This is a genomic window from Marinobacter alexandrii, from assembly GCA_039984955.1.
GTDB lineage: Bacteria > Bacteroidota > Bacteroidia > Cytophagales > Cyclobacteriaceae > Ekhidna.
The window spans coordinates 3,164,292-3,188,671 of the sequence record JBDWTN010000007.1; the positions used below are offsets into that span (position 1 = coordinate 3,164,292).

General features: G+C 36.5%; 21 protein-coding genes. 12 read left to right on the forward strand and 9 right to left on the reverse strand.

The genetic code is table 11. The annotated features are described in order from the left end of the window. Position 1 precedes the first annotated feature (1 nt). From ABJQ32_20425 to eno, 3 genes are all read left to right on the forward strand, one after another. Complete coding sequence (locus ABJQ32_20425; GenBank protein ID MEP5292030.1) at positions 2-3,235, forward strand: T9SS type A sorting domain-containing protein; 3,234 nt, start codon at positions 2-4, stop codon at positions 3,233-3,235. 85 nt (positions 3,236-3,320) lie between these two features. Then, positions 3,321-4,424, forward strand: a complete 1,104-nt coding sequence (gene carA, locus ABJQ32_20430) for a glutamine-hydrolyzing carbamoyl-phosphate synthase small subunit (protein ID MEP5292031.1) — start codon at positions 3,321-3,323, stop codon at positions 4,422-4,424. After that, positions 4,425-5,699 carry a phosphopyruvate hydratase gene (gene eno, locus ABJQ32_20435; GenBank protein MEP5292032.1) on the forward strand — a complete coding sequence of 425 codons (1,275 nt, stop codon included), beginning with the start codon at positions 4,425-4,427 and terminating at the stop codon, positions 5,697-5,699. Positions 5,700-5,753: 54 nt separating this feature from the next. Here eno and ABJQ32_20440 read toward each other — a convergent pair whose 3' ends face one another. Further along, on the reverse strand, positions 5,754-6,647 hold the full coding sequence (locus tag ABJQ32_20440; protein MEP5292033.1) for an AraC family transcriptional regulator: 894 nt from the start codon (positions 6,645-6,647) through the stop codon (positions 5,754-5,756). A 177-nt stretch (positions 6,648-6,824) separates the two neighbouring features. On the opposite strand from ABJQ32_20440, the gene ABJQ32_20445 reads away from it, so the two are divergent. The 6 genes from ABJQ32_20445 (at position 6,825) to ABJQ32_20470 (ending at position 13,533) form a co-directional block, all read left to right on the forward strand. Further along, complete coding sequence (locus ABJQ32_20445) at positions 6,825-7,409, forward strand: hypothetical protein (protein ID MEP5292034.1); 585 nt, start codon at positions 6,825-6,827, stop codon at positions 7,407-7,409. A gap of 178 nt (positions 7,410-7,587) precedes the next feature. Next, positions 7,588-8,277, forward strand: a complete 690-nt coding sequence (locus ABJQ32_20450) for a DUF5668 domain-containing protein (protein MEP5292035.1) — start codon at positions 7,588-7,590, stop codon at positions 8,275-8,277. Between the two features lie 37 nt (positions 8,278-8,314). Continuing rightward, complete coding sequence (locus ABJQ32_20455) at positions 8,315-9,373, forward strand: histidine kinase (protein MEP5292036.1); 1,059 nt, start codon at positions 8,315-8,317, stop codon at positions 9,371-9,373. Next, positions 9,366-10,115, forward strand: coding sequence for a LytTR family transcriptional regulator DNA-binding domain-containing protein (locus ABJQ32_20460; GenBank protein MEP5292037.1), 750 nt, complete (start codon positions 9,366-9,368; stop codon positions 10,113-10,115). The genes ABJQ32_20455 and ABJQ32_20460 overlap by 8 nt, the downstream gene beginning before the upstream one ends. A 50-nt stretch (positions 10,116-10,165) precedes the next feature. Further along, a complete protein-coding gene (locus ABJQ32_20465; protein ID MEP5292038.1) occupies positions 10,166-10,540 on the forward strand; it encodes a BlaI/MecI/CopY family transcriptional regulator in 375 nt (124 codons plus the stop codon). After that, on the forward strand, positions 10,537-13,533 hold the full coding sequence (locus tag ABJQ32_20470) for a peptidoglycan DD-metalloendopeptidase family protein (GenBank protein ID MEP5292039.1): 2,997 nt from the start codon (positions 10,537-10,539) through the stop codon (positions 13,531-13,533). The genes ABJQ32_20465 and ABJQ32_20470 overlap by 4 nt, the downstream gene beginning before the upstream one ends. 2 nt (positions 13,534-13,535) lie before the next feature. Here the strand turns inward: ABJQ32_20470 and ABJQ32_20475 are convergent, their stop codons facing one another. From ABJQ32_20475 to ABJQ32_20505, 7 genes are all read right to left on the reverse strand, one after another. Next, positions 13,536-14,207 (reverse strand): LytTR family DNA-binding domain-containing protein, encoded by a 672-nt coding sequence (locus tag ABJQ32_20475; GenBank protein ID MEP5292040.1) that lies wholly within the window; start codon positions 14,205-14,207, stop codon positions 13,536-13,538. Beyond that, entirely contained in the window at positions 14,200-15,219 is a 1,020-nt protein-coding gene (locus tag ABJQ32_20480) for a histidine kinase (GenBank protein ID MEP5292041.1), read from the reverse strand. Before ABJQ32_20480 ends, ABJQ32_20475 begins: the two co-directional genes overlap by 8 nt. Next, on the reverse strand, positions 15,216-16,070 hold the full coding sequence (locus tag ABJQ32_20485; GenBank protein ID MEP5292042.1) for a hypothetical protein: 855 nt from the start codon (positions 16,068-16,070) through the stop codon (positions 15,216-15,218). Before ABJQ32_20485 ends, ABJQ32_20480 begins: the two co-directional genes overlap by 4 nt. A gap of 38 nt (positions 16,071-16,108) precedes the next feature. Next, a complete protein-coding gene (locus ABJQ32_20490; protein ID MEP5292043.1) occupies positions 16,109-16,774 on the reverse strand; it encodes a TlpA disulfide reductase family protein in 666 nt (221 codons plus the stop codon). 151 nt (positions 16,775-16,925) lie between these two features. After that, positions 16,926-18,026, reverse strand: coding sequence for an MFS transporter (locus ABJQ32_20495; GenBank protein ID MEP5292044.1), 1,101 nt, complete (start codon positions 18,024-18,026; stop codon positions 16,926-16,928). Positions 18,027-18,140: 114 nt separating this feature from the next. After that, positions 18,141-18,548 (reverse strand): DUF3995 domain-containing protein, encoded by a 408-nt coding sequence (locus ABJQ32_20500; protein ID MEP5292045.1) that lies wholly within the window; start codon positions 18,546-18,548, stop codon positions 18,141-18,143. Then, positions 18,545-20,296: an ATP-binding protein gene (locus tag ABJQ32_20505; GenBank protein MEP5292046.1), complete on the reverse strand. Its 1,752-nt coding sequence runs from the start codon at positions 20,294-20,296 to the stop codon at positions 18,545-18,547. Before ABJQ32_20505 ends, ABJQ32_20500 begins: the two co-directional genes overlap by 4 nt. A gap of 202 nt (positions 20,297-20,498) precedes the next feature. Between ABJQ32_20505 and ABJQ32_20510 the strand changes: the two genes are divergently transcribed. The 3 genes from ABJQ32_20510 (at position 20,499) to ABJQ32_20520 (ending at position 22,943) form a co-directional block, all read left to right on the forward strand. Beyond that, on the forward strand, positions 20,499-21,647 hold the full coding sequence (locus ABJQ32_20510; protein MEP5292047.1) for a PAS domain-containing protein: 1,149 nt from the start codon (positions 20,499-20,501) through the stop codon (positions 21,645-21,647). A 55-nt stretch (positions 21,648-21,702) separates the two neighbouring features. After that, positions 21,703-22,458: a TerC family protein gene (locus tag ABJQ32_20515; protein ID MEP5292048.1), complete on the forward strand. Its 756-nt coding sequence runs from the start codon at positions 21,703-21,705 to the stop codon at positions 22,456-22,458. An 86-nt stretch (positions 22,459-22,544) separates the two neighbouring features. Beyond that, positions 22,545-22,943, forward strand: a complete 399-nt coding sequence (locus ABJQ32_20520; protein MEP5292049.1) for a hypothetical protein — start codon at positions 22,545-22,547, stop codon at positions 22,941-22,943. A gap of 63 nt (positions 22,944-23,006) precedes the next feature. Here the strand turns inward: ABJQ32_20520 and ABJQ32_20525 are convergent, their stop codons facing one another. Continuing rightward, complete coding sequence (locus tag ABJQ32_20525) at positions 23,007-24,308, reverse strand: carboxypeptidase-like regulatory domain-containing protein (GenBank protein ID MEP5292050.1); 1,302 nt, start codon at positions 24,306-24,308, stop codon at positions 23,007-23,009. Between the last annotated feature and the right edge of the window lie 72 nt (positions 24,309-24,380).

Here is a 24,380-nt window from a genome sequence, read left to right on the forward strand (position 1 = left end):
TATGAGAAAGAGTTTACTGGTCCTACTAGTTCTAATAGTTAGTGTTCAACTTTATGGACAAAATTTTAAAGTAAGGGATAATCCTCATTTAAGATTGGAGTTTGAGAACCAAAAATTGATTAATCCATCAACTGGATTGATACCTAATAATATTAGATATAGGGAGCTGAAGTTTGCTGAAAGATTAGCGAGTAATTCAAGGATAAGTTCTTTAGATGAAACAACTATTTGGAATAGAAGAGGACCATTCAATGTTGGTGGTCGAACACGTGCATTAGCAGTAGATGTCTTAAACGAAGATGTTATTTTAGCGGGTGGTATCTCAGGCGGAATGTGGAGGTCCGATGATGCTGGAAGTACTTGGGTTAAAGTTTTAAGTGCTTCTGAAATCCAAAGTGTTAGTTGTATAGCTCAGGATCCTCGCGCAGGTCAAACAAATACATGGTACTATGGTACGGGTGAAATTAGTGGTAATTCAGCAAGCGCATCAGGAGCATTCTATTTAGGTGACGGGATATACAAGTCTATAGATAACGGATTGACTTGGAATGTTTTGCCAAGTACAGTAGATGGAAATCCTGAATCTATTACATTTGATGGATTTGAGGTGGTCAATGAGATTGTTGTGAACCCAACGAATGGAGATGTATTTGCAGCTACTTTTTATGGAATATTTCGATTGCCAGAAGGCGATACTGAATTTGCAGAGGTACTGGATAATCCAAATAGAGGATGGTCGGATGTGGTAGTGACTACTGATGGCATTCTTTACGCATCCTTGGAGGGTGATGGAGTCTATAGGTCTACAGATGGAGGAGCAAATTGGGATAATATTACTGATTCAAACTTTGCTAGCGGTCTTGCAAATGGAGATCGAATTGAATTGGGGCTTGCCCCATCTGCTCAGGATACACTTTATGTTATTGCTATGGACGGGTCTAATCATACACTTTGGATGTATGACAATAATACGGGAGGAACGGCTACTTGGTCTGATAGGTCTGCTAATATACCTTCAGGCTCGCCTTTTGGGGGTGATGTTGGGGATTACACAAGTCAAGGCGGTTACGATATGCTTGTTACCGTAAAACCCGACGATCCTAATTTCGTGATTATTGGAGGCACAAATCTTTACAGATCAACAGATGGATTTGCAACGAGTATCAATACGACCGGTTGGATTGGAGGATACTCTACAGCTAATAACATTAGTAGCTATACGAATCAACATCCGGACCAACATTCTTTTCAGTTTTTATCCGGTAATAAGGCCATCAGTGGAAACGATGGAGGTGTTCAAATAACTAATGACATAACAGATACAACACCAAATGGTGTGGGTGAAACAGTGGACTGGAATCCTTTGAATAATGGATACTTTACATCGCAAATTTATGCAGTTTCTGTTGGGCCAGGAGATCAAATAATCGCAGGATTTCAAGATAATGGAAACTGGCTTACAAACTCTACTTCTGAAAGTACAAGCTGGGATGATAATTTAGTGAATGTTTTTGGTGGAGATGGAACTTACAATGCAATCAATAGCGATGGAACTGTGAGATACATTTCTACACAGTTTGCAAGAACGTTTAGGTTGGAATACTCTGATGCGGACGATTTGATTTTCGATAGTTTCACTCAGATAGATCCTTCTTCTGGTTACACTGGAGTATTTGTGACTCCATTTTATCTGGATCCAAATAACGATGACATATTTTATTTAGGAGGAGATTCCGATCTATTTGTAAATACTCAGGTTACTACAGGAACAAGAAGTGCTGGATGGAAGTCTATTTCTTTACCGAATAACCAAGGTGACGTGTCTGAAATAGGTACTACTACATCAGATATGGTCTATGTTGGTACCGATAGAGGAGAGGTCTACAAAATCGAAAACCCAGCAGAAACAAGCCCAGTGATTACAGACGTAACTTCTGATATTTTCCCCAGCGGAGCATACGTTTCAAGTGTAGGGGTCAATCAGTTCGATGCTGATGAGCTAATTGTTGTGTTCTCTAACTACGGAGTGCAAAGTATTTTTTACTCAAACGACGGTGGCGTTTCATGGGATAACATAAGTGGGAACCTAGAAGAAAATAGTGATGGCTCTGGGAGTGGTCCTTCTGTAAGAGCAACTCGTATAGCTGGAAATGGATATGAATACATTGTTGGAACAAGTACTGGCTTATATTCAACCAGAGTCCTTGACGGAATTAACACAGTATGGGTTCAAGAAGGAGCTTCCAATATTGGAAACGTAGTTATTAATCATATTGTAAATAGGACGGATGGTCTTACAGTAGTAGGAACTCATGGAAATGGGATCTATAGTTCCACTATTATTCCTGAACTCGATATGAGTGTTAAGAATATTGATGAGCCAGTCAGTCAAGTTTTTAGCGAAATATCAGATGTTAAAGCTACTGTTACTAATAATGGCGGTACAACAGTAAGTTCCTATGATCTTACTTTGATGGTAGGAGACAATGAAATTGTATCAGAAACCATAGATGTATCTTTATTCACAGGTGAAAATCATACTCATACATTTTCCGAACAAGTTGATTTCACTTCTATCGGAAGTTATGATATTAGTGTTTCTGTAACATTAGCGGGTGATTTGAATAGCGCGAATGACTCTCAGTTAGTATCGATCTTTAGTTTGGCAGCTCCTAGTAGTTTAACACTCTCGAATAACACAATACTAGAAAATGAGTCAGCAGGGACAGCAATAGGTACTTTTAGTACAGATGATGAAGATGATGATCAGCATGACTATTCCCTTGTAGAAGGAGATGGAGCAGATGATAATTCAAGTTTTTCTATCATATCTGAAGAATTACGATCGAGAGAAGAATTTGAGTTCACTACTCAGTCAGCATTTACTATTCGTGTTCAAACTGAAGATGATGATGGTAATACTTTCGTCAGGTCTTTTTCCATAGACGTTTCAGAGGTACTTGGAACAAACGAGTTGGATGAACTCGGAATTGTTGTTTACCCTAATCCATTTACTAGTGGTGTTTACTTGGAAATGATCAATGACCACATTGGTATAATTCAGGTGACAGTTAGTGACCTTCAAGGCAAATCAGTACTACTTTCAAAAAAGTATGAAAAATCTGAAAGACAAACAAAGTCTATGTTGGATCTGGAGGAACTCTCTGCAGGTCTTTATATTATTAAATTCCAAATTGGTGATGAAACTTACTCAGGAAGACTGCTAAAGGAATAATATAAATTTAATTAGCACTAAAAGCCACCTCTTATTAGAGGTGGCTTTTTATTTGCCCATTCCGTAATTATTTTTGCACCCCAGTATGAAATATCCCACCCGCATTAAAGCAACTCTTCTATTACAAGACGGCACAACATTCACTGGTTATTCTATAGGCAAGCAAGGCACCTCAGGAGGTGAAATTTGCTTTAATACAGGAATGACTGGTTATCAGGAGATTTACACAGACCCCTCATATTATGGCCAGATAATCGTAAATACTACTTCTCATATTGGTAACTATGGTGCCATAGATACAGAGGTAGAGAGCGATCATCCCACTATTAAAGGTTTAGTGGTTAATGATTTCTCTAATATTTACAGTAGAACTAGTGCAACGGAAAGTCTTCAGGAATTCTTAGAAAGAAATAATACAGTTGGAATAGGAGGCTTAGATACAAGAAAACTGGTTAGGCACATTCGTACAAAAGGTGCAATGAATGCAATTATCTCTTCAGAATTAACGGGTGATTCATTACAAGCTGAACTAGACAAGATACCAAGTATGGAAGCTCTCGAGCTTTCAACTAAAGTAACAACTAGTAAACCTTATGAATTAGGCAATGAAAACACCGGTTTTAAAGTTGCTATTCTTGATTTGGGTGTTAAAAAATCCATCCTAAAGAACCTGGTAAATAGAAACTGTCACTGCAAAATCTTTCCTGCAGAAACTTCTTTTGAAGAAATGCAAAAATGGAACCCTGATGGCTACTTTGTTTCGAACGGACCAGGAGACCCAGCTGTCATGGATTATGCGTCAAATACAGTAAAAGATGTTCTTGATAAGAATATTCCTTTGTTTGGGATTTGTATGGGTAGTCAGATATTAGCTAAGGCAGTAGGTATTTCAACGTACAAAATGCATCATGGACATAGAGGCTTGAATCACCCCGTCAAGAATCTCAATACCGGATTAAGTGAGGTTACTTCACAAAATCATGGATTTGCTGTTGATATGGATGCACTAAAAAATTCAAAAGAAGCTGAATTAACCCATTTAGACTTGAATCATGATACTGTTGAAGGGTTGAGACTCATTGGCAAACCTGCCTTTGCAGTCCAATATCACCCTGAATCCTCTCCAGGACCAAATGATTCGACTTATCTGTTCGATGATTTTATACAACTAATAAAAGATAATAAGTAAATGAGTGTAATTGAAAGTGTATTTGCCCGTCAAATCATGGATTCGAGAGGGAATCCTACCATTGAAGTAGAAGTAATCACAGAGTCAGGCTATATAGGTAGAGCTGCAGTGCCTTCAGGAGCATCAACTGGTGAACATGAAGCTATTGAACTTAGAGATGGAGACAAGTCTAGGTATATGGGTAAAGGGGTACAGAAGGCGGTTGATAATGTAAATGATATAATAGCACCTGAAATAGAAGGCTTATTGGTGGTGGAGCAAGCATATATTGATCAATTAATGATTGATTTGGATGGTACACCTAACAAATCGAAATTAGGAGCGAATGCAATTTTAGGGGTTTCTTTAGCTGTGGCTAAAGCAGGGGCGGATGCATGTCAACTGCCTCTTTATAGATACATCGGAGGAGTGAATGCGAAGGTGCTACCATTACCAATGATGAATATCATCAATGGAGGATCACATTCTGATGCACCTATAGCATTTCAAGAATTTATGATTAGACCTATTGGTGCACCCACATTTAGTGAGGCATTGAGAATGGGATCCGAAATTTTCCATCATCTAAAAGCGATCATCCATGATAAGGGTTTAAGTACGGCCGTTGGTGATGAGGGGGGCTTTGCTCCAAATTTTAAGGGAGGTACTGAAGAAGCACTTGAAAGCGTAATAGCTGCAATCAAACAAGCAGGCTACAAGCCAGGGGAGGAAGTGACCATCGCTTTGGATTGTGCTTCATCAGAGTTTTTTGTAGATGGCAAGTATGATTATTCAAAATTCGAGGGAGCTAACGGTGCTAAAAGAACAAGTGCAGAACAAGCCGATTATCTTGCGAAGCTTGCAAATGATTATCCGATTGATAGCATTGAAGATGGATGTGATGAAAATGATTGGGAAGGCTGGAAAACACTGACGGAGAAAATTGGTGATAAATGCCAACTAGTAGGAGATGATCTATTGGTAACAAATGTGAAATTCCTGAAAAGAGCGATCGAAGAAAAAGCAGCTAACTCAATTTTGATAAAGGTCAATCAGATTGGAACCTTAACAGAAACCTTAGATGCCATTGAAATGGCTCATAAAGCAGGTTGGACGGCTGTTGTTTCTCATCGATCTGGAGAGACAGAGGATGCTACAATTGCCGATATTGCTGTCGCAACTAATGCTGGTCAAATTAAAACTGGATCTATGAGTAGGTCAGATAGAATGGCTAAATACAATCAACTTCTTCGAATAGAAGAAGAGTTAGATTATGTAGCTGTGTATCCAAGCTAAGTAACATAACTGTATCTTATAATTAATAGGCCTCTAATTTATTAGAGACCTATTTTATAGAATTTTCTGAATATCTTTTCTGTAGGCGGACGGACTCTTTCCCGTAAAAGATTTGAATTGTATTACAAAATGAGAATAATTGCTAAAACCACTCTCGAAGCACACCTCTGTAATGCTAACTTGTTTTTCAGAAAGTAATTTTGAGGCATGAACTAATCTATATTCATTTAGAAATTGTGTGAATGTTTTGGCCGTGATTCGCTTAAAGTATCTGCAAAATGAAGGTTCAGTCATGCTTACTAAATCACCCATCTCTGCTAGAGAAATAGGCTCTTTAAAGTTTTCTTTGATGTAATTCAAGACCTTGTTCAAACGATCATTGTCATGGGGTTTGGTAATCATTGAAAAACCATCTGCATTCAGAATTTTATAATCTTTTGATAAAGAAAGACCTCTTAGAACCTCAATAAGACATAGGATTTGACTGAATTTGTCCTGATTAACTAATGCTTCAATTTTAGGACCAATCACTTCTTTATCCTGGTCTCCAAAGACTATTCCCATTTTAGATCTTTCGAATAGACTTAAAATGTCTTTCATTTCAGGGATATGAAAAAAATCCTCACCCAGGAAATTTGGAAGCATTTGAATGACCGTTTCACTTTCATTGCCACAAATACGATCAGTAAAGCCTTGATGCGGGAGGTTAGAGCCAATCAGTACTAACTCCCCTTCTTTAAAATAAGAAAGATGACTTCCTATATGTCTTTTCCCACTTCCTCCTTTTACATAAACCAATTCGAGTTCAGGGTGATAGTGCCAATAAGGCCTTGTGTTTCTGTGATTAACATGGAAGTGACGCACAAGTATTGACCCTTCATGAGGCATGACTACCTTCTCTAAAGGAGGACTGGATAGTTTTTTATTGACTTTAGGATCTAACTTCAATTGATTTTTATCTAATAAAAACTGATTTCATTGTAAAAATCTTCAATGAAATTGACATTTTCATGTATTTCATCTATCAAATGTTAATATTCCATAGATATATGTCAATTATGGAGTGATTTAGTCTGCATTCGCGATTTAGGTTTGCATTGTAACACACTCAAAAGGATTGAAGAAATGAAAAAAGTAATTAAAGTTATTGCAGTACTTATCCTATGGATGACTACTGTTACAGTTGAAGCAAGTGACACATCTGCCTTTCACATCTACACGATTGGCGATAAGAAGGTTAACGTAAAAGTCTCAAACATTCGGGGGAAAGCTATTTCTTACATCAAAGATGAAAGTGGTCAGATACTTTTCGAAAAGAAACTAAAAGAAGAAGGAGTACTCAACATTATTTTTGACCTTGCAAACTTGAGTAATGGGAAATACATTTTTGTTGTAGAAGATGAATTTAAGAGACATTCGGTTCCCTTTGAGCTTTTGACAGATGCAGTAGAAATTTATATGGAAGATTCGCAAAGAATAAATTTTCCTCAACTAATTAAGGATAGTGAGTTGGTGTTGGTTAAGTTTCTGACGAATGAATCAAACGATCTGCTTATAGCTATCAAAACTGAGAATGGTCAACTTCTTTTTCAAGAAAGGATCGAAGGCAAACTAGGACTAATCGGTAAGCGATTCCAATTTGAGCCAGGTGAATATCTAGTAACCTTGTCTTGCAATGATTATACAGAAACTAAATATTTATCATTTTAAGTAAAATTTAGGCTATCAATAGCAAAAAAACTCTGATCTTAATCAGAGTTTTTTTTGACTTAGAAAATCACAAGACTCGAACCACTACTTACCGGTAGCCTACCGCTGCTTACCGATTTGCTATAGCATACATTTCCGATTCAATACACCTTTGATTGTATAATTTAAACTCAAAGGCATGACACAACAGACACGAACAAACTCTAAAACCTGGCTTGGTATAGTACTAGTAGCATTAGGTAGTTATTTTTTACTCAGGAATTTTAACTTAATCCCATCCTTTTTACCATATTGGATTTTTAGTTGGGAGACCATTTTTGTTGTCATTGGGGGGGCTATGCTTGTGACAGGTCGCAGAGAAGGATTGATTTTTTTGGGTATCGGTGTTTTCTTTTTACTTCCAGATATTCTAGATGTTCCGCGTTTCCGTGTAAGAGACTGGTGGCCGGCAATCCTTATTATTATTGGTCTATCTATTTTTCTTAGAAAAAGACATTCTCAGGTTATGCAACCAGGAGATTTATCAAATGATTTTATTGAGGATACCTCTGTATTTGGAGGGTCAGAAAAAACGGTTACTTCTCGAAATTTGAAAGGGGGGAAGATCACTTCAATTTTTGGTGGGTCGGAGTTAAATCTTGTAGATGTTGAGTTGGGAAAAAAGGAGGTGTTAATTGATTATTTCTGCATGTTTGGTGGGAATGAAGTGACAGTACCTCATGATTGGACTGTGATAAATGAATCTGTCGTGGTTTTTGGAAGCTTTACTGATAGAAGATCGAATAGTCATGTAGTACAAGATCCTGACAAGGTTTTACGAATTAAGGGCCTCATATTATTTGGAGGATTTGAAGTGCGGAGAGGCTAAGACTATCTGATTAACTTTAAATCTATACTCACTATTCATGAAGCATCCAATTCTGAGCGGTTCTGGTTACAAGTTTTACATGATCGTATGGCTTGTGATCATGCTTGTTCATGGTTCGGTGCTTTACTTCTATTACGACTTCTCTATTTCGGTTGCCCTTGGAGATAGCTTGATCTACAACCTTATCTATGGAGCTATTGTGCCTGGATTTTGGTTTATTGTAGTTTTTGGAGGGTTAAATAAAGACAGTATATCACTCTTAGCTACTCACCTGGGAGCTGCGACGATTTCCATTGCCGTTTGGCTGACGGCTTCAGGAGTAATTTTAAAAATCATCTTTAATACCAACGGGAGCTACATTCAGTTTTTGCAAGATGCCACTATATGGCGGGTGATAATTGGTTCATTGTTCTATAGTATAAGTGTGCTTCTCTTTTACTTAATTCGGTATTATCAGGACATGCAAGAACGGATGAATAGGGAGTTAGAACTTCAAAACCTACTTAAGGATTCTGAGCTTCGGATGCTCAAATCTCAGATTAATCCGCACTTCATATTTAATAGCCTCAATTCCGTAAGTGCCCTGACCGTTACTAATCCGAAAGATGCTAGAGACATGGTAATTAAGCTAAGCGATTTTCTAAGATATTCGCTTGGAAAGGGAAATGAAGAGTTAACTCCTTTGAATAGAGAGGTTGAAAATGTAAGCCTTTATCTAAACATTGAAAAAATTAGATTTGGCGATAAACTGGTATTTGAAAAGGAGATTGATCCGAAAACTGAGAATATCCTTTTGCCAAATATGATTTTACAGCCACTTGTTGAAAATGCAATCAAACATGGTGTCTATGATAGTGTAGAGCCCGTTCTAATTAGGCTAAAGTGCTTTATGAATGGGCAGATACTTAGAATTAGCCTTGAAAATAGTTTTGATAAGACAGCAATTCCTGTGAGGGGAGAAGGTATCGGATTGGAGAATGTGAAGAAACGACTGGATCTAGTATATGGTAAAAAAGATTTGCTGGCTATAAATAAAAGCACAGAATTATTTGAAGTAGTTATTGAAGTTCCTCTGAAAGAATCTGATCATGAATAAAATACGAACACTGATTATCGACGATGAATATCTGGCAAGGCAAATTATTAGCGAATACCTGGGAGAGGATAGAGAGATTGAGGTTATCGGCGAATGTGACAATGGATTTGAAGGCTTTAAGCAAATAAATGAATTACGGCCTGATTTAGTATTTCTAGATGTTATGATGCCCAAGTTGACAGGCTTTGAAATGCTGGAGTTGGTTGAGAACCCTCCGATTATCATCTTTAGTACGGCCTATGATGAATATGCGATAAAGGCATTTGAGCAGAATGCGATTGATTATTTACTAAAACCTTATACTCAAGAACGATTCATTACAGCTCTAAATAAAGCAAAGACAAAACTTAAGAGCCAAACAAATTCTCGAGCTACACTTGAAAAAATAATAGGTGGTAGTAGTGAAAAAGAAGAACTTTCAAGAATTGCAGTTAGGTTAGGAACGAAAATTCATATTGTGGGTGTAAATGAAATTCAATATTTGGAAGCTCAAGATGATTATGTGAAGCTTCATACAACAGAGGGAAGCTTCTTAAAACAACAGACAATGAAGTACTACGAGAACAATCTCTCCAGCGAAGATTTTGTTCGAATTCATCGATCATACATTGTTCGCATCAAAGAAATATCTAGGGTGGAATTAATGGGTAAAGACACCCATGTATTGCTGCTTCAAGATGAAACTCAACTCAATGTCAGTAGGTCTGGATATTCAAGATTAAAAGAAGTACTTAATTTTTAATAACTATAAAAATAGTTGTATAATTATAATTATAGTTATATACTTGCTCCATGAAGGAATTGACCAAAGCAGAGGAACAACTGATGCATTACCTCTGGACACTTGAAAAAGCATACTTAAAAGACATTGTAGAGCAATATCCAGAGCCTGCTCCTGCATACACAACTATTTCAACAGTGGTAAATGTATTGGTGAAGAAGGGGTTTATTGGATTTAATACACATGGAAAATCTAGAGAATATTACCCTCTGGTTACAAAAAAGACATATTCTGAACAATCAATGAAAGGCTTGATGAGCAATTTTTTTGATAACTCTGCTAAACAATTTGCTTCTTTCTTCACGTCTCAAAAGAATCTTTCTGTAGAAGAACTACAGGAAATTAGAAAACTCATTGATGACCAAATAGCACAACGCAAGTCATGAACGAAGTGATCATTTATCTGATTAAGGTAATAGCTATTCATGGGCTACTCTACCTAGTCTATCGCCTTTTCCTTCATAGGAGCGCGCGGCATTCACCTAATCGTGGATATCTACTGCTTTCCTTCCTACTGGCCTTTATTATTCCTTTTCTTGAAATACCTCAAATTGAAGAAGCGCCCATTTTACCTGATGATAGCTCATTCATCATATGGCTTTCAGAGCCATCAAACTCTCTGGAGGAATTTGAATTGGTTCCTGTGGAAGAGCAGAGTTCTTTTTCATATTGGTCACTGCTACCGTGGTTATATGGAGTGCTGGCCTTAGGCTTTTTGATTAGATCAGTCGTATCCATATTTATACTTCAAAGATTAAAAAAACATTCAGAGCCCGTCAAAAAACGATGGTTTACGCTCTTTAGGACTACACATAATCGTCCGTTTAGTTTCTTTACAAATGTATTTATTCCTAAGTCGCTTTTTGGATCACCTGCATTTGATCAGATACTTGCGCATGAATGTGTACATGTACGGCAGTTTCATTCAGTGGATAGACTGCTATTGGATTTCGTTGGTTCGCTGTTTTGGTTCAATCCCTTCATTTATCTGTACCGAAATGCACTTATCGAAATTCACGAATATCAAGCAGACGAGGAGGTGGTCAATCGATTCAAAGATCCGATTGGCTATCAGGAAATATTATTTTCACAATTACAGTCTGTGGAATACTCTGGTTTGGTAAGTCATTTCAATTTTTCAATGATTAAAAAAAGGATTGTAATGATGAACAAACAACGTAAGATGTCTGGGTGGGTCTATGCACTGACTGCTCCGATAATTCTAGTAATTGCTTTTGCTTTTTCTAGTAAAGAAGCCATTGAACCAATTGAAAAAGTTGGGAATGAGATCGCGGACCTTTTAGGTCCCGAACCAAGTCTTGGCATACTTCCTTTCTGGGATGCTTCTGAATTCAAAGTGAAAACTCAATTCAATAGTAAAGAGAAGGATAATAAACCTTCCATTTCTCCTGTGAAAGATTCTGATTTGATCCGATTATCATCTGGCTTTGGTATGCGTACGCATCCTATTTACAAGGTGAAGAAGATGCATCAAGGTGTAGATTTCTCATGTAGAATGGGATCAGAAATTATGGCAAGTGCAGATGGTTTAGTGGTTGAAATTTCTGAAAAATCTGGTGGGTATGGAAAGATGATAACGATAGATCATCAAAATGGACACAAGTCAAGATACGCTCAACTTTCAGAATTCAAAGTGAAAAATGGAGATAGAGTGACCATAGGAGAGGTAATCGCTCTTTCAGGTAGCTCGGGAGCATCTACAGCTCCGCACTTACATTATGAGATTATAAAAGATGGAGAGCACGTTGATCCGATTGATTATATAACAGACTATAGTCTTAGAGCAAAAAGTAGCATAAACGAATCGGAAAATGAGACTCAAGATTATACGCCATCCATTTTACCCTTTAAGAGTACTGATAATGTGAGTATGACATCCGGTTTTGGTATGCGAATGCATCCTGTAGATAAAGTAAGGCAGCATCATAGAGGAATTGATTTTTCAAGTCCGATTGGTACCACTGTGATTGCTACAGCTGATGGTGTGATTCATAATGCTGAAGCTCATGATAAATATGGAAAATTTGTTTTAATAGATCATGGTGATGCGTATATGACCAGGTATGCTCACCTATCCAAGATGGATGTGAAACGTGGAGATGCAGTTAAGCGTGGAGATAAAATTGGGGAAAGTGGTAATTCAGGGGCGTCTAAAGAACCCCACCTTCATTATGAAGTGATGAAAGTAGGTACAGGATATGTGGACCCGATAGACTACATTAAAAATTTTACGGTTAAGCCTAAAACTATCTGGATTAAAGACTCTCCAAAAAAGCCTTCTGATGATTCACAAGAAAAAGAAGATGGAGAAGTTGAGGAAACTGTGGCCGTATCCGAGAGAGAAAAAGAAGGACTTGAGTTGGCTCGTGTAGAAAAACCTGATGCCAAAGTTAGAGTTGAATGGGAAATAGATGAGGAAGAGAGAGAGAAGACTGAGGTTCTTAGAAAGATTCAAGAGGAGAAATTGAAATTTGGTGATTCAAAGCAGGAGGGGAGGGTTAGCTATCTTGGTGACAAGCAGCCTCTGTTTGTAATTGATGATGAGGTAGTAGATAATGTAAGCGACTTGGATCCTAACGATATTCAGGAGGTTACAGTATTGAAAGACAAAAGTGCGACCAGGTTGTATGGAAAAAAAGGGAAAAATGGAGTGATCGTAATCAAGACCAAAGACAAATACAAGAAAAAAGAAAAATCGAAGAATAAGAACAAGTCAGATCAAAGTGCAAAGTTTAGTAGAGAGGAGATAATAAGAACACAAAGAGAACTTGCAGCTCTTGGATACTTCGAATTAGAGAAGAAACCCTTAATGAAACCCTATAAAGTACTCATTGATCCTGGTCATGGAGGAATGGATGATGGCACTAAATCTTCTTCTGGGATAACAGAGAAACATCTTGCTTTAGAGGTTAGTAAAGCAATAGGTAACTATTTTGATGATAATAAAGACATAATCATTCAGTTTACTAGAGAAAGCGATGCAGGTATTAGTTTAAAGGATCGATCCAAAGCTTCCGAGGAGGTTGACTTAATGATCTCCATTCATCTGGATGCAGACATTGATTCAAAGGCGGACTTTACAAGTGTTTTCGTTGCTCCAGGAACCGACTTCTATGAGGAATCATTGAAAGTATCTCAACGTATTGGCAAAGAGCTTACGAGCATCAATCGTGAAAGTAGGATCGGCTTATCTGACTTGTATGTTTTAAGAACGGCAAAATGTCCTGCAATACATGTAAATCTTGGTTTTTTATCTAATGAAGATGATGCAACATATATCAATTCAATGGAGGGTAAAAACAAGATTGCTACAAGTATTTCAAAAGCAATAGAGCTAATTGCCACCAGCAAGAGTTAAACCTATTTTTTAAAGATATCATTCACTTTATCCCGATAGGATTGCCCTATCGGGATTTTTGTATCACTGATTTTAGCTTGATTTCCCTCTAAGTATTCTAAATGAGGAATAGAGAGAATATATGATTTGTGTACTCTTAAAAATGATGAAGGAAGTAGCTCTTCCAATTTCTTAAGTGTCTCACTAATGATTAGAATTTTTTCATTAACTAAATGAGCCTTCACATAATCCCCAAGTGATTCAAAATACAATATTTGATTATAGTTGATTTTGTGTGATCGTTTGTCAGCTTTTAGCATGATGAAGTCATCTTTCTGGTTTGATTCCTCCATGGATATCTTATTCACAGCCTTAATAAATCGCTCAAAAGAGAATGGCTTCAGTAAATAGTCAACTGCTTCTAATTCGAAACCTTCTACCGCATGTTCAGCATATGCAGTAGTAAAAATCACTTTTGGTTTCTTAGATAGTGCCTTGTAAAAATTAAGGCCTGATAGTTTAGGCATGTTAATGTCAAGAAAGATTAAATCAATCTCTTCTCGATTTAATATGTCCATTGCTTCTATGGCGTCCTTGCAAATTGCAACGAGCTTCAAAGATGGTAAATCTTTCGTGTAAGATTCCAAAACATCTCTGGCTAGAGGCTCATCATCTATAATTATGCATCTAATCATCCAAATCAATGGTTAGTGTTACTTCAAAACTTTCGTCTTTGTTTTTGACTTCCATGGATGCTTTTTTATTATAAATTATATCAAGTCGCTTTCTAACATTTTCAAGCCCTATGCCACCATACCTTCCATCCTCAGGTTCGTCTACTTTTCCTTTGTTATTCTTAATCATAAATACCAGTGCCTTTTCGGTCACCTCCAGTTTTACATGGACAAAGTTGTTATTACTCTTGAGACCATGTTTAAAACTATTTTCTATCAGCGGGAAGAATAATAATGGAGCTAGTTTTTGATTATTAATTTCACCACTGATGTCTAGCTGAATATCGGCAGTTTCATCTACCCTAAGTTTCTGGAGATTCAAATAATTTCGCAACGATTCTACTTCTTTCAAAAGAGGAACTCTTTCTTCAGACACTTCATAGATCATATACCGTAGAAGATTTGAAAGTCCAAGTATGACCTGTGGAGTTTGATCGCTTTTTTTTAATGAGAGTGAGTAAACACTGTTTAAGCTATTGAAAAGGAAGTGGGGGTTGATCTGCATTTTCAATGAATTCAATTCAAGTGAGAGCTTTTCCTTTTCCAATTGCTGAAGCTGATACCATGATTTGGAGAGCTTAAGCAGTGTAGTTAATGCTAGATAAATGATAAATATGGTGATCAAGACAGAAAAATCTGTAAATGAAACCATGTAAAAATCAGTAGGCAATACTGGGATCAATACTTCAAAGATTATTTCATGTAGAAAATAAGCTAATGCAATATTGAGGAAACTTAGTAGACCATAAATCAGGTATCGCTCTTTTTGAAGAAACTTAGGTAGATGATACCGAATGTTGAAATAGACAAGTGTCAATAAAGGAATATGGAAAAACAAAGAGTATATAAAGTCAATAACCTTGACTTCATTAGAAATGGAAAAGTAACTCCCTATTCCATAAAGAGACAACATCCAGAAAACCAGATGTTGAATCCATGTTTTTGAGATCACTCTTCTGATGAATGAAATCATGGAGTTACACGTTTATATGTTTCTGAGGTATCAAATACAGATTCGTCATCAGAATAGGTATCGATAAACTTTTGTAGTTCTTTCGGCTGTGCAGTGATGAGCACAGTGCCTTCTACATTCTCATGTCTCAAACGTATAAGGTTACTTTCAAAAAGCTTATTCAATTTGTCTAAATCAAAATGAGTCATGGTGAAATCAGTCTCGGTAATGGCAACTTTATAGAAGGTGTGAACGGGAAAAAAATTATCAGATACGTTTTTTGAATCGAATTCTTTGATTGGATATAGATCCATAAAAAGGTCGCCTCCAATGTCAACTAGGTGAGCAATATATGCTTCTTTCTTTCCTTCTTCTTCGACAATAGTTAGTCTATAACTCTCCTCTTCATAGACACTTATCGATCCGGAATAATCAAGGTCTTTAGATTTTAATTTATTTGTGACTTTCTCTTCGATTTCTTCTGCTACTTCTATTTCATCGGAAGAGCTCTCATCCTCATCTTCTTCAGTATCAATTTTATTTAGTCGCTCTTGCATAATCATTCTTATGCTATCTTCATCATATACGTTTTTTCCATTTTCAGTGATGAAAATAGGCTCATCCGAGCTCATGGTGAACCCTTCTTGAATTTCGATGCTGTATTGATATTCCTCTTCTTCTTCCTCTTCATAATCACTATCGTCAGACATTTTTTCAAAAACCATATAGCTACCTTCACCAATATCCCATTTGCCTAATAGTTCCTCTTTGAATACTAGAGTATCTGTGGTATAAATAGGAAACAGTGAATAGACACAGGAGTTGAGCATAATAGCTAAGGCTCCTAATATTATTATGTATCGTTTGTTCATTTTTCTTGCTTCAGAATTAAAGATAATGTCAGAGGCAATTAAATACCTGCATTGGTCATTTTGTCTAACACCTTATCATAGTATTGAAAATTATCAGGAACCATAGTGGCTTTATCATCTACCTGTTCAATTTTGTAATGAGTTCCATCAATAATTTTTTCAATGGTTCCATCCTCTTTGATGAATAAATTTTTTGGGTAACCATCAATACCTAACTCTTCAAAAAATAGCTCTGCATTAGCAAATGATCGATATTCCAACGCATGTTTTTTTAGGACTTTATTGACTTTTTTGTCACTTTCAGGAGCGATGGCAAGAAAAATAACCTCATCACCATACTTATTCTTCAATTCATTTAGTTCTGGAAATTCTTCAATACATGGCTTGCAAGTAACACTCCAAAAATTGATATGTACCATTTTTCCTTTCAGATCATCATTCGAAAGGTTTTTTCCATTCATATCCGTTAGCTCAAATGCTGGCAGTTTTTTATTTGTCCATCTATTGATAAACTCCTGATCTCCTGAATCGTCACCCCGGCTGTCTTCTGGTCTTATTTGGACGGTCCAACCCTTTTCCTCCATGGATTGCTTGCGCTTTATAAGTGTTGAGTCGTTTACATCACCATAGAGTGTGACCTCCAGCTGAGCAAAAGAAGAAAGTGTGATAAGAAGTAGCGTGGAGTACAGTGCTAGGTTTTTCATTGTCTGATTGTTTTGATTAAACATGCCTCGAAAGTGCTTAGTAGAAATCCTTTTCAAAATTTTAATCTGTGAACACTCAATATTTCCGGGTAAACAATAAAAAAGGCCCATCCTGAAAAGATGAGCCTCTTGCTTTATGACCGTTTTGATGTTATCGATACATATATTCAAATAGTCCTGTAATGACTTCTGAGGCTCCTATATATATACCCACGCCATAAGTCACATGTCTTACAGATAAATTTCGTATTGCAAACGGCAAGCCACTGATATTAGCCATGGTGAATCCAGCTCCTATGATGAGTGCAGCAATCAAAGTCAAATATGGATCGTACGAAAAAATCATGGTCCCTACACCAACAGCTAGAACTATAAAGCTACTAACAATCACCTTTCGCAAATTGGATTTTGACACCTTCTTACTAATCAAGAAGCCTGATACAGCACAGATCCCAAGAATGGCAAAAGAAATGTATCCCTCATATTCTGTAAATCCGGGAAATCTAGTTGCAAAATGTTCAGGTAAAAATTCAACTAAAAACGCTTTCCCCAAACCCAGAAAAAGGCCTACAACGACAATTGCTAAATAGGACATGGGTGTCTGAGTTTTTACACGATCATTTGCAATAAGCTCTGATTTTCGCTGCATTACTTCGTCTCGAGAGACCTTATGAAAAATAAAACCAGTGACTGAGATTAGGATTCCGCCCACAATGAATGTCAGAGTATCTCCAAAGAATAGTACTAATGCCACTACAACAGGTTCTAATGCGTAGAGGAGTTCCGTGACAAGAAAAAGTACACCTACCACGATGGGCAGTTGCTTAGCCGGTGCAAATGCTTCAATCATTGAATTGGCAGGACTGATAAAAAGGTTCATACAGATAAGCCATATGACAATCATAAAAGGAACGATTGTGCTAACATCGATAACGTCAGAAGTACCTATGAGGGTGGCAACAACCATGAAAACCATAGCAGTAGCCCCAATACCAACGGTGAAAATGATTAGGTACTTTCCATTTTTTTGTAAAATTTTATCTGAGAGCCATCCTGCAATAGGAGGTATGGTTACTAATATGATAGCCTTGGCTACAATCATGAAATCTACTAAGTGTGTGATTCCTAGGTTTTTCATTAACACAGGCTGATATTCATGATAAGCGATCCAGCTAATGACCACTGCTGCATTAAGTGCCGCGAGACTATAGACTTCTCTCCATTTTAGAGTTTGTGATTTTTCAGATAACATATGTTATGGTTATAGATGTTTTAACAATTTACTGCAATGACTTACGATTCAAATATGCCATGCAGATTGGTAAAAATTTATAGTTTCGACCAAATCACCTAGAATATAGTTAATTCAAATCATTAGGCCGGTAAGTCCTATAATTAAACACAACGGGGAATAGTATTTTGTGTCTTTTTTTGCAAATGCTGTGGACTTAATACTCTTGAAGAAGCCAACATATTTTCTGTCTCCTATAGCGCGTAAAATAAATATCAACGGAATAACTAGACTCGCTATTGATACCGCCCATGTTGGTAACTCAAGTGTAACTAATCCAACTTTTATCAAATAAAAAGTTCCAAATAAGAGAAGCCCAATGCCTACGATTGCGCTATCCCTGCGAGAAGGTTTTAAAACAAGTTCTCCATCTTCATTTTGTGGTAGGGAATTCTCAAAACCCCAAGAGTTACCCAATGCCCAGCTGAAATGAAGTATCGATAAAAATAGAAATATGATGAAAAGTAGAATACCTAGTATCATGATTCAGTTTTTGGATTTAAATATTTCATCAAGACCTCCTTTATTATGTCAGACTTGATAGGCTTTAGTATATAGTCACTCATGCCCGATGCGTAACATTCCTCCATACTGCTTTTCATTGCATTTGCTGTTAAAGCGATAATGATCGGCTTCTTTTCTTTATCTTCAAAATGTTTACTTATCTGGAGTGAAGCTTCAAAACCAGATATATCAGGCATTTGGAGATCCATGAAGATGATATCATAAAACTTTTCCTTTGCTTCTTCTACTCCTTGAGTTCCATTTATTGCGACAGCAATTGTTTCAATTCCTAAACTCTTTAGTAATTTTTTTGCGACTAGACGGTTAATTTCTACATCCTCTACTATGAGTACTTTAAGTTCTTTTAATCCAGGAATGACGATTTGTTTAAAGTCACTTACATCACCCTTTTCTACAACACCTAATGGAAGCGTAAAATGAAATTTTGACCCTTGCTGCGGTATGGATTCAAAATAAACCTTGCCGCCCATCAGCTTCACAAGTTTTTCCACAATAGATAAACCTAATCCAGTGCCTTCATATCCTGTAGCTTCTGATCCTTTATAAAAAGTATCAAACAAATATGGCTGCTTATCTTCAGGAATACCTACCCCTGTGTCAGTGACCAGAAACTGAATAGAAGCGACATTTCCTACAAGTCCTGCTACTTTCACATCTAATACAATACTCCCCTTATAAGTGAATTTTAGTGCATTATTAAGGAGGTTTACCAATACTTGACGTATTCTAGCAAGATCGCCACTCAGGTGTTCTGGTAATGATTGATCGAAATTTATCTTAATCTCTAGATTGGGATTAGAGCTTATTTTCTTTTCAAAGACATTCCACAATGTTTTTAATTCATCTCTTACAGCAAAAGAACCCACTTGTAGCTTCATCTTTCCTGCCTCAATAGTGGTAATATCAAGTACATCTTTTACTAGTCCATGAAGGATGTCGCTACTGTACATCAAGCTTTCAATAAGCTCTTCTTGTTCAGTATTCGTCTTTGTTTTTGAAAGAAGCTCTGTGATTCCCACAATTCCATTTAAGGGAGTCCTCATTTCATGAGAAATAGTAGCTAAAAAGGTTGTCTTAGCTTGATCAGTGGACTCTGCACTGACTTTCTTCTTTTCAAGTTCTGAGTTTTTCTTTCGGAGTTCTTTTCGATCTTCTACGTATGTTCTTTTAAATAGAAATAGACAAACGCCCATGATTATCAATGAGACTAGTGTAGCAATAGCTAAATCCTGAATTAGTAGATCATAATCGAGGTAAGGTGCAGCCTGATCAGGATAATTTATTTCGTAAACTATAAGGCCAAGTACAATTCCGAATGTGATAATAATGAAGATCAAATAATCTTTTAGTGGAAGTACAAGCAGCCCTGATAAATAAACCATTGCTAAAAAAGTAGGTATTGCACCTTTAATGCCACCAGAAGGAAGCCATGAAATCGCAAGGAGAAATAGAACTAAATAGTAATAGGTAAGCGATAGTGCTCTGAAAGAAATTTCTCTTTTCTGTAAATAATAGATTCCGGAGTAAATGAATAATCCACTTAAATAAACAGTTTGAATAAAAAAACCATACCCTACAATGAATCCAAAAACGGACCAAAAAAGAAAAAAAGTAACTGTTAGGAAAAGTGTTATTTCAAAGAGGCGAAACTCTATTTTAACAGATCTTTCTGCTGTAGGTAAAATATTTGTTATACGAAAATTCAAAGCTGATCAATGGTTGACAGTGAAATTAAATGATTTTGAGTCGATAAACAGAAATCTATTTGGTGAAACATACTATTCTTCTCATTCTTTTTTGTAATCAGAAGAAATCATCGATGAAAATCGGGAATTGGACTAACTAATTAGTAATGGAACTAATAGAGAACTAATTTGATAGTTGCAATCACGAGAAATTCAACCTAAAATGAATGAGTCACTAAGCATTAAAGAACTGAGTAGCGTTGGTATTCTTGATACATTTCCAGAAGATGAATTTGATGAAATAGTTGAATTAGCTTCTTCTATTTCTGGTGCGCCAATTTGCTTAATCTCACTAATTGACTCTGATAAACTGAGGTTTAAAGCTGTAAAGGGACTTAATGCAAAACAGACCTCTCTTAAAGGCTCCTTTTGTTCTTACGCATTGAAAAATAAGGATCAGGTTACGATCGTCTCTGATTCACTCAAAGATGATCGCTTTAAAATGAATCCCTTAGTAACAAAAGAGCCCTATGTTAGATCTTATGCTGGAGCTCCTTTAATCACAAAAAATAATGATGCGATTGGGACCTTGTGTGTGCTGGATAACAAGCCGAAAGAATTCAGCAAAGAAGAGGTACGAATGCTTGAGGTACTTGCTAAGAGAGTTGTAAAGCTTTTGGAGCTGAGATCTGAAAATGAGAGGCAAAAAAAACTACTTGCCGAAGCTGAAGTGAAATTAACAACGGTGCTTGATAGACTTATAGAGGCACAGCATGCTGCTAGAATTGGAAGCTGGGAATGGGATTTATCAACGAATGATTTATACTGGTCTCCTACGATGTATGAAATATTTGGATTGGATGAAAGCACGGAGAACTTAATTGAAAGTTGGCAAGCTTGCGTACATCCAGATGACCTTGATCTTATAAGGGATACGCTTTCGAAAGGCTTGATTGGTATTCATAACTCAATTGAATATAGAATAGTGGACAATCAAGGACGAGTGGTTTGGGTGATGACAAATGGGCAGGCTAAGGTTGATGATAAAGGTGAAGTAGTTGCTATGATGGGTACAGTTCAGGATATCACAAATCTTAAGAAAGAAGAAAGACAAAGGGCTCTCTATGTTCAATTATTAGAAACCATGTTGTTTGATCTATCTCATAAGATTAGGCAACCATTGACCAACTGTATGGCTATGGTGGACTTGTTTGAACAAGAGACGATTTCAGGCCCTAAACTAAAAGAATTTGCAGGTTACTTGAAGGTTTCAACGAACAAGATCGATTCTTACGTCAGAGAAATGACGGATGCTATTTACAGCAGTAAGGAAAAATATTTTGGAACCGATTCTGATATGCCAAAAGAATAACTCTTTTTTCCTTAGCCTTCATTTTTGCATCTTAGCCGACCAAGAATTATTAACGATGGCTGAAAACATATTTACATTATTCATGCTTGTTCTTTTACAAGCTGTACTGGGCTTTGATAATCTACTTTATATCTCTTTGGAGTCTAAGAGAGCACCACTTGAGAAGCAGAAGATGGTGAGAATGGTAGGTATCGGAATAGCAATAGCCCTTAGAATTATACTGCTATATGTTCTAGTAAATGTGATTAAATATTTTCAGAAGCCATTTCTGACGTTAGACTCTGATTTTATTTCCGGAAGTATCAATGTTCATAGCTTAATAGTTCTTTTTGGAGGGGCATTCATTTTGTATACTGCATTAAGAGAAATTTTTCATTTGGTGTACCTGGAAGAACATGAAGGGGAGGACAAAAGAGGTCAAAGTACAGCAAAGACCATTGCAATGATTGTCTTGATGAATCTTATTTTTTCATTCGATTCTATTTTAAGTGCGATGGCATTGAGTGATGTCTTTTGGGTCATGGCAACCGCCATTATTATTAGTGGCGTACTGATGATTTGGTTATCAGACGGTGTTTCTAAGTTTCTAACTAAAAATAGACTTTATGAAATTTTGGGACTTTTTATCTTATTTCTAGTAGGTGTGATGCTCATTTCAGAAGGAGGGCATCTCGCTCAGTTGGAAATTTTTGGAAATCACATTACACCTATGAGTAAGACTACTTTTTACTTTATCATATTCATTTTGGTGGTAATAGATATTGTTCAAGGGAGGTATCAGAAAAAGCTTATTGCCATGAAAAAGAAATAGAACTTATTATTTATTTAAACATATTTGGTCAGAGGAGTGAACCTTGCTTGGATGTTATTTCGTATGGATGTTTAAATAAGAAGAAGATGAAAAAATATCTACTAGTTCTAATGATAATGAGCTCCTTGTCTATTCAGGCTCAGAATGGTAAAATTTCAACAATTGACTTTGTTCAAATACTTAATGATAATCGAGAGGAAGCAGTTTTTTATTATCAGAATAATTGGCTGGAGCTTAGGAAAATAGCTGTAGCTAAATCATACATAGATTCATTTGAAATCATTGAGGTGCAATCAACTCCTGAGGCATCCTTTCATTTAATACTAAAAACGACATACAAGAATCAAGCAGCATACGAAAAGTCTGAAGACAGATTCCAAAAGATTATTGAAGAAAATGGGCCGCTGAAACTATTGAATGATAAAAAACCAGGTGATTTCAGGAAAGTAATCTTTTACAAGGAAAAAGCAATACACCTCTTTTGAGTTCAAGCAAAATGAAAAACTCTGAGAGAATGCAGAGTTTTTCATAGATTTAGAAACGCTTGATTATTCTCCGGTCTTTGTTGAAGGACTAGAGGCATCAAGAGTAAAAGCTTCGTTAGTTTCTTTCCTATATACCACAAATCTTTTAGCTATTTGAGAGGTAGGTATTTCGAATTTTCCTTCGTCATCTGATATTGCCTTTTCAGATTTTTCTCCACCCAAGATGACTACATAGGCTCCCTTCATGGGGTTCCCAGATTTTTCCGTGATAATTCCTTTAAATGTTTTTCCATCATTATTGAGAATGGCGTATTGTATATCTCTTTCTTGGGATGAGTTAACCTTATTATCAAGCAACGCATTACCATTTTTTGCTAATTCGATATCTATAATCGACCTTTTTTTTACGCTCACAGACACAGGTTCAAAACCAATCATTGAATACGTTAGTTTATCGTTATCACTATCAAGACCTCCAATACGATATTCTCCTTTAAGGTTTGTTACAACACCTAGGTCTTTGCCTTCTACTATTACACTTACTCCTGGCAAGGCTTTACCTTCACCATTAACAACATGACCTGATATTTCTACTGGAGTTGTGTTTTGTAAACTCTCGGGGTTACATGCAAGGATTAACATAGCAAGCACAGGAATTACAAATAGTAGCTTGGCCTTTTTGATTCCTTTGGTTTTTTCTTTGTTCATCATAATTATTCTGTTTTTGGCTGAAATTTGATTGAATGGGCTGGTTAAGGATAATCCAGCGTTGCTGAATAGTGATTGGATCAATATTTTTTGATAGCTACTTACAGACGTTCTTGAAACGACTGCCTCATCGCAGATAAACTCATGAATGGTCTTAATGCTCTTATTGTATAAGAGTAATATCGGGTTAAACCAAAAAAATATGTAGATCAGTTGTACTATTATTAAGTCAATAGAGTGAAGTCCATTTACATGTTTTTTTTCATGCAAGAGCATGTATTTAAGTGATTCTTTTGAAGTGGATTTTGGAATGAAGATGAATTTGAAAAATGAAGAAATAGGAATTGATTCTTCCGTATAGACTCGAATATAATCTTCATGCTGCTCTTTTGGGGTTTTTCTAACTATCGATAAGATGACATTAAGTCTGATTGCAAATCTGATACACATAAACAAAACACCAGTTAAGTATATGCTGGCAAGCAGGGACCACTGAGAATCAGTCTGAGCGCTGGCAGTTGTAGGAATAGTCAGGGCTTGAACTGATCGGGTTAAGTCATTGATCTCTGGGGATCCAATAGCAGCGTTCCATTCGAGGGGAACAGTAGGCAGAATGAGAGATAAGAAAATTGAACTGATGAGATATATTCTCTGCAAATGAAACAGCTTTTCTCTTTTAAGAAGAATATGATAGCATCCATAAAGAGCGCACAGACAGATTGATGCTTG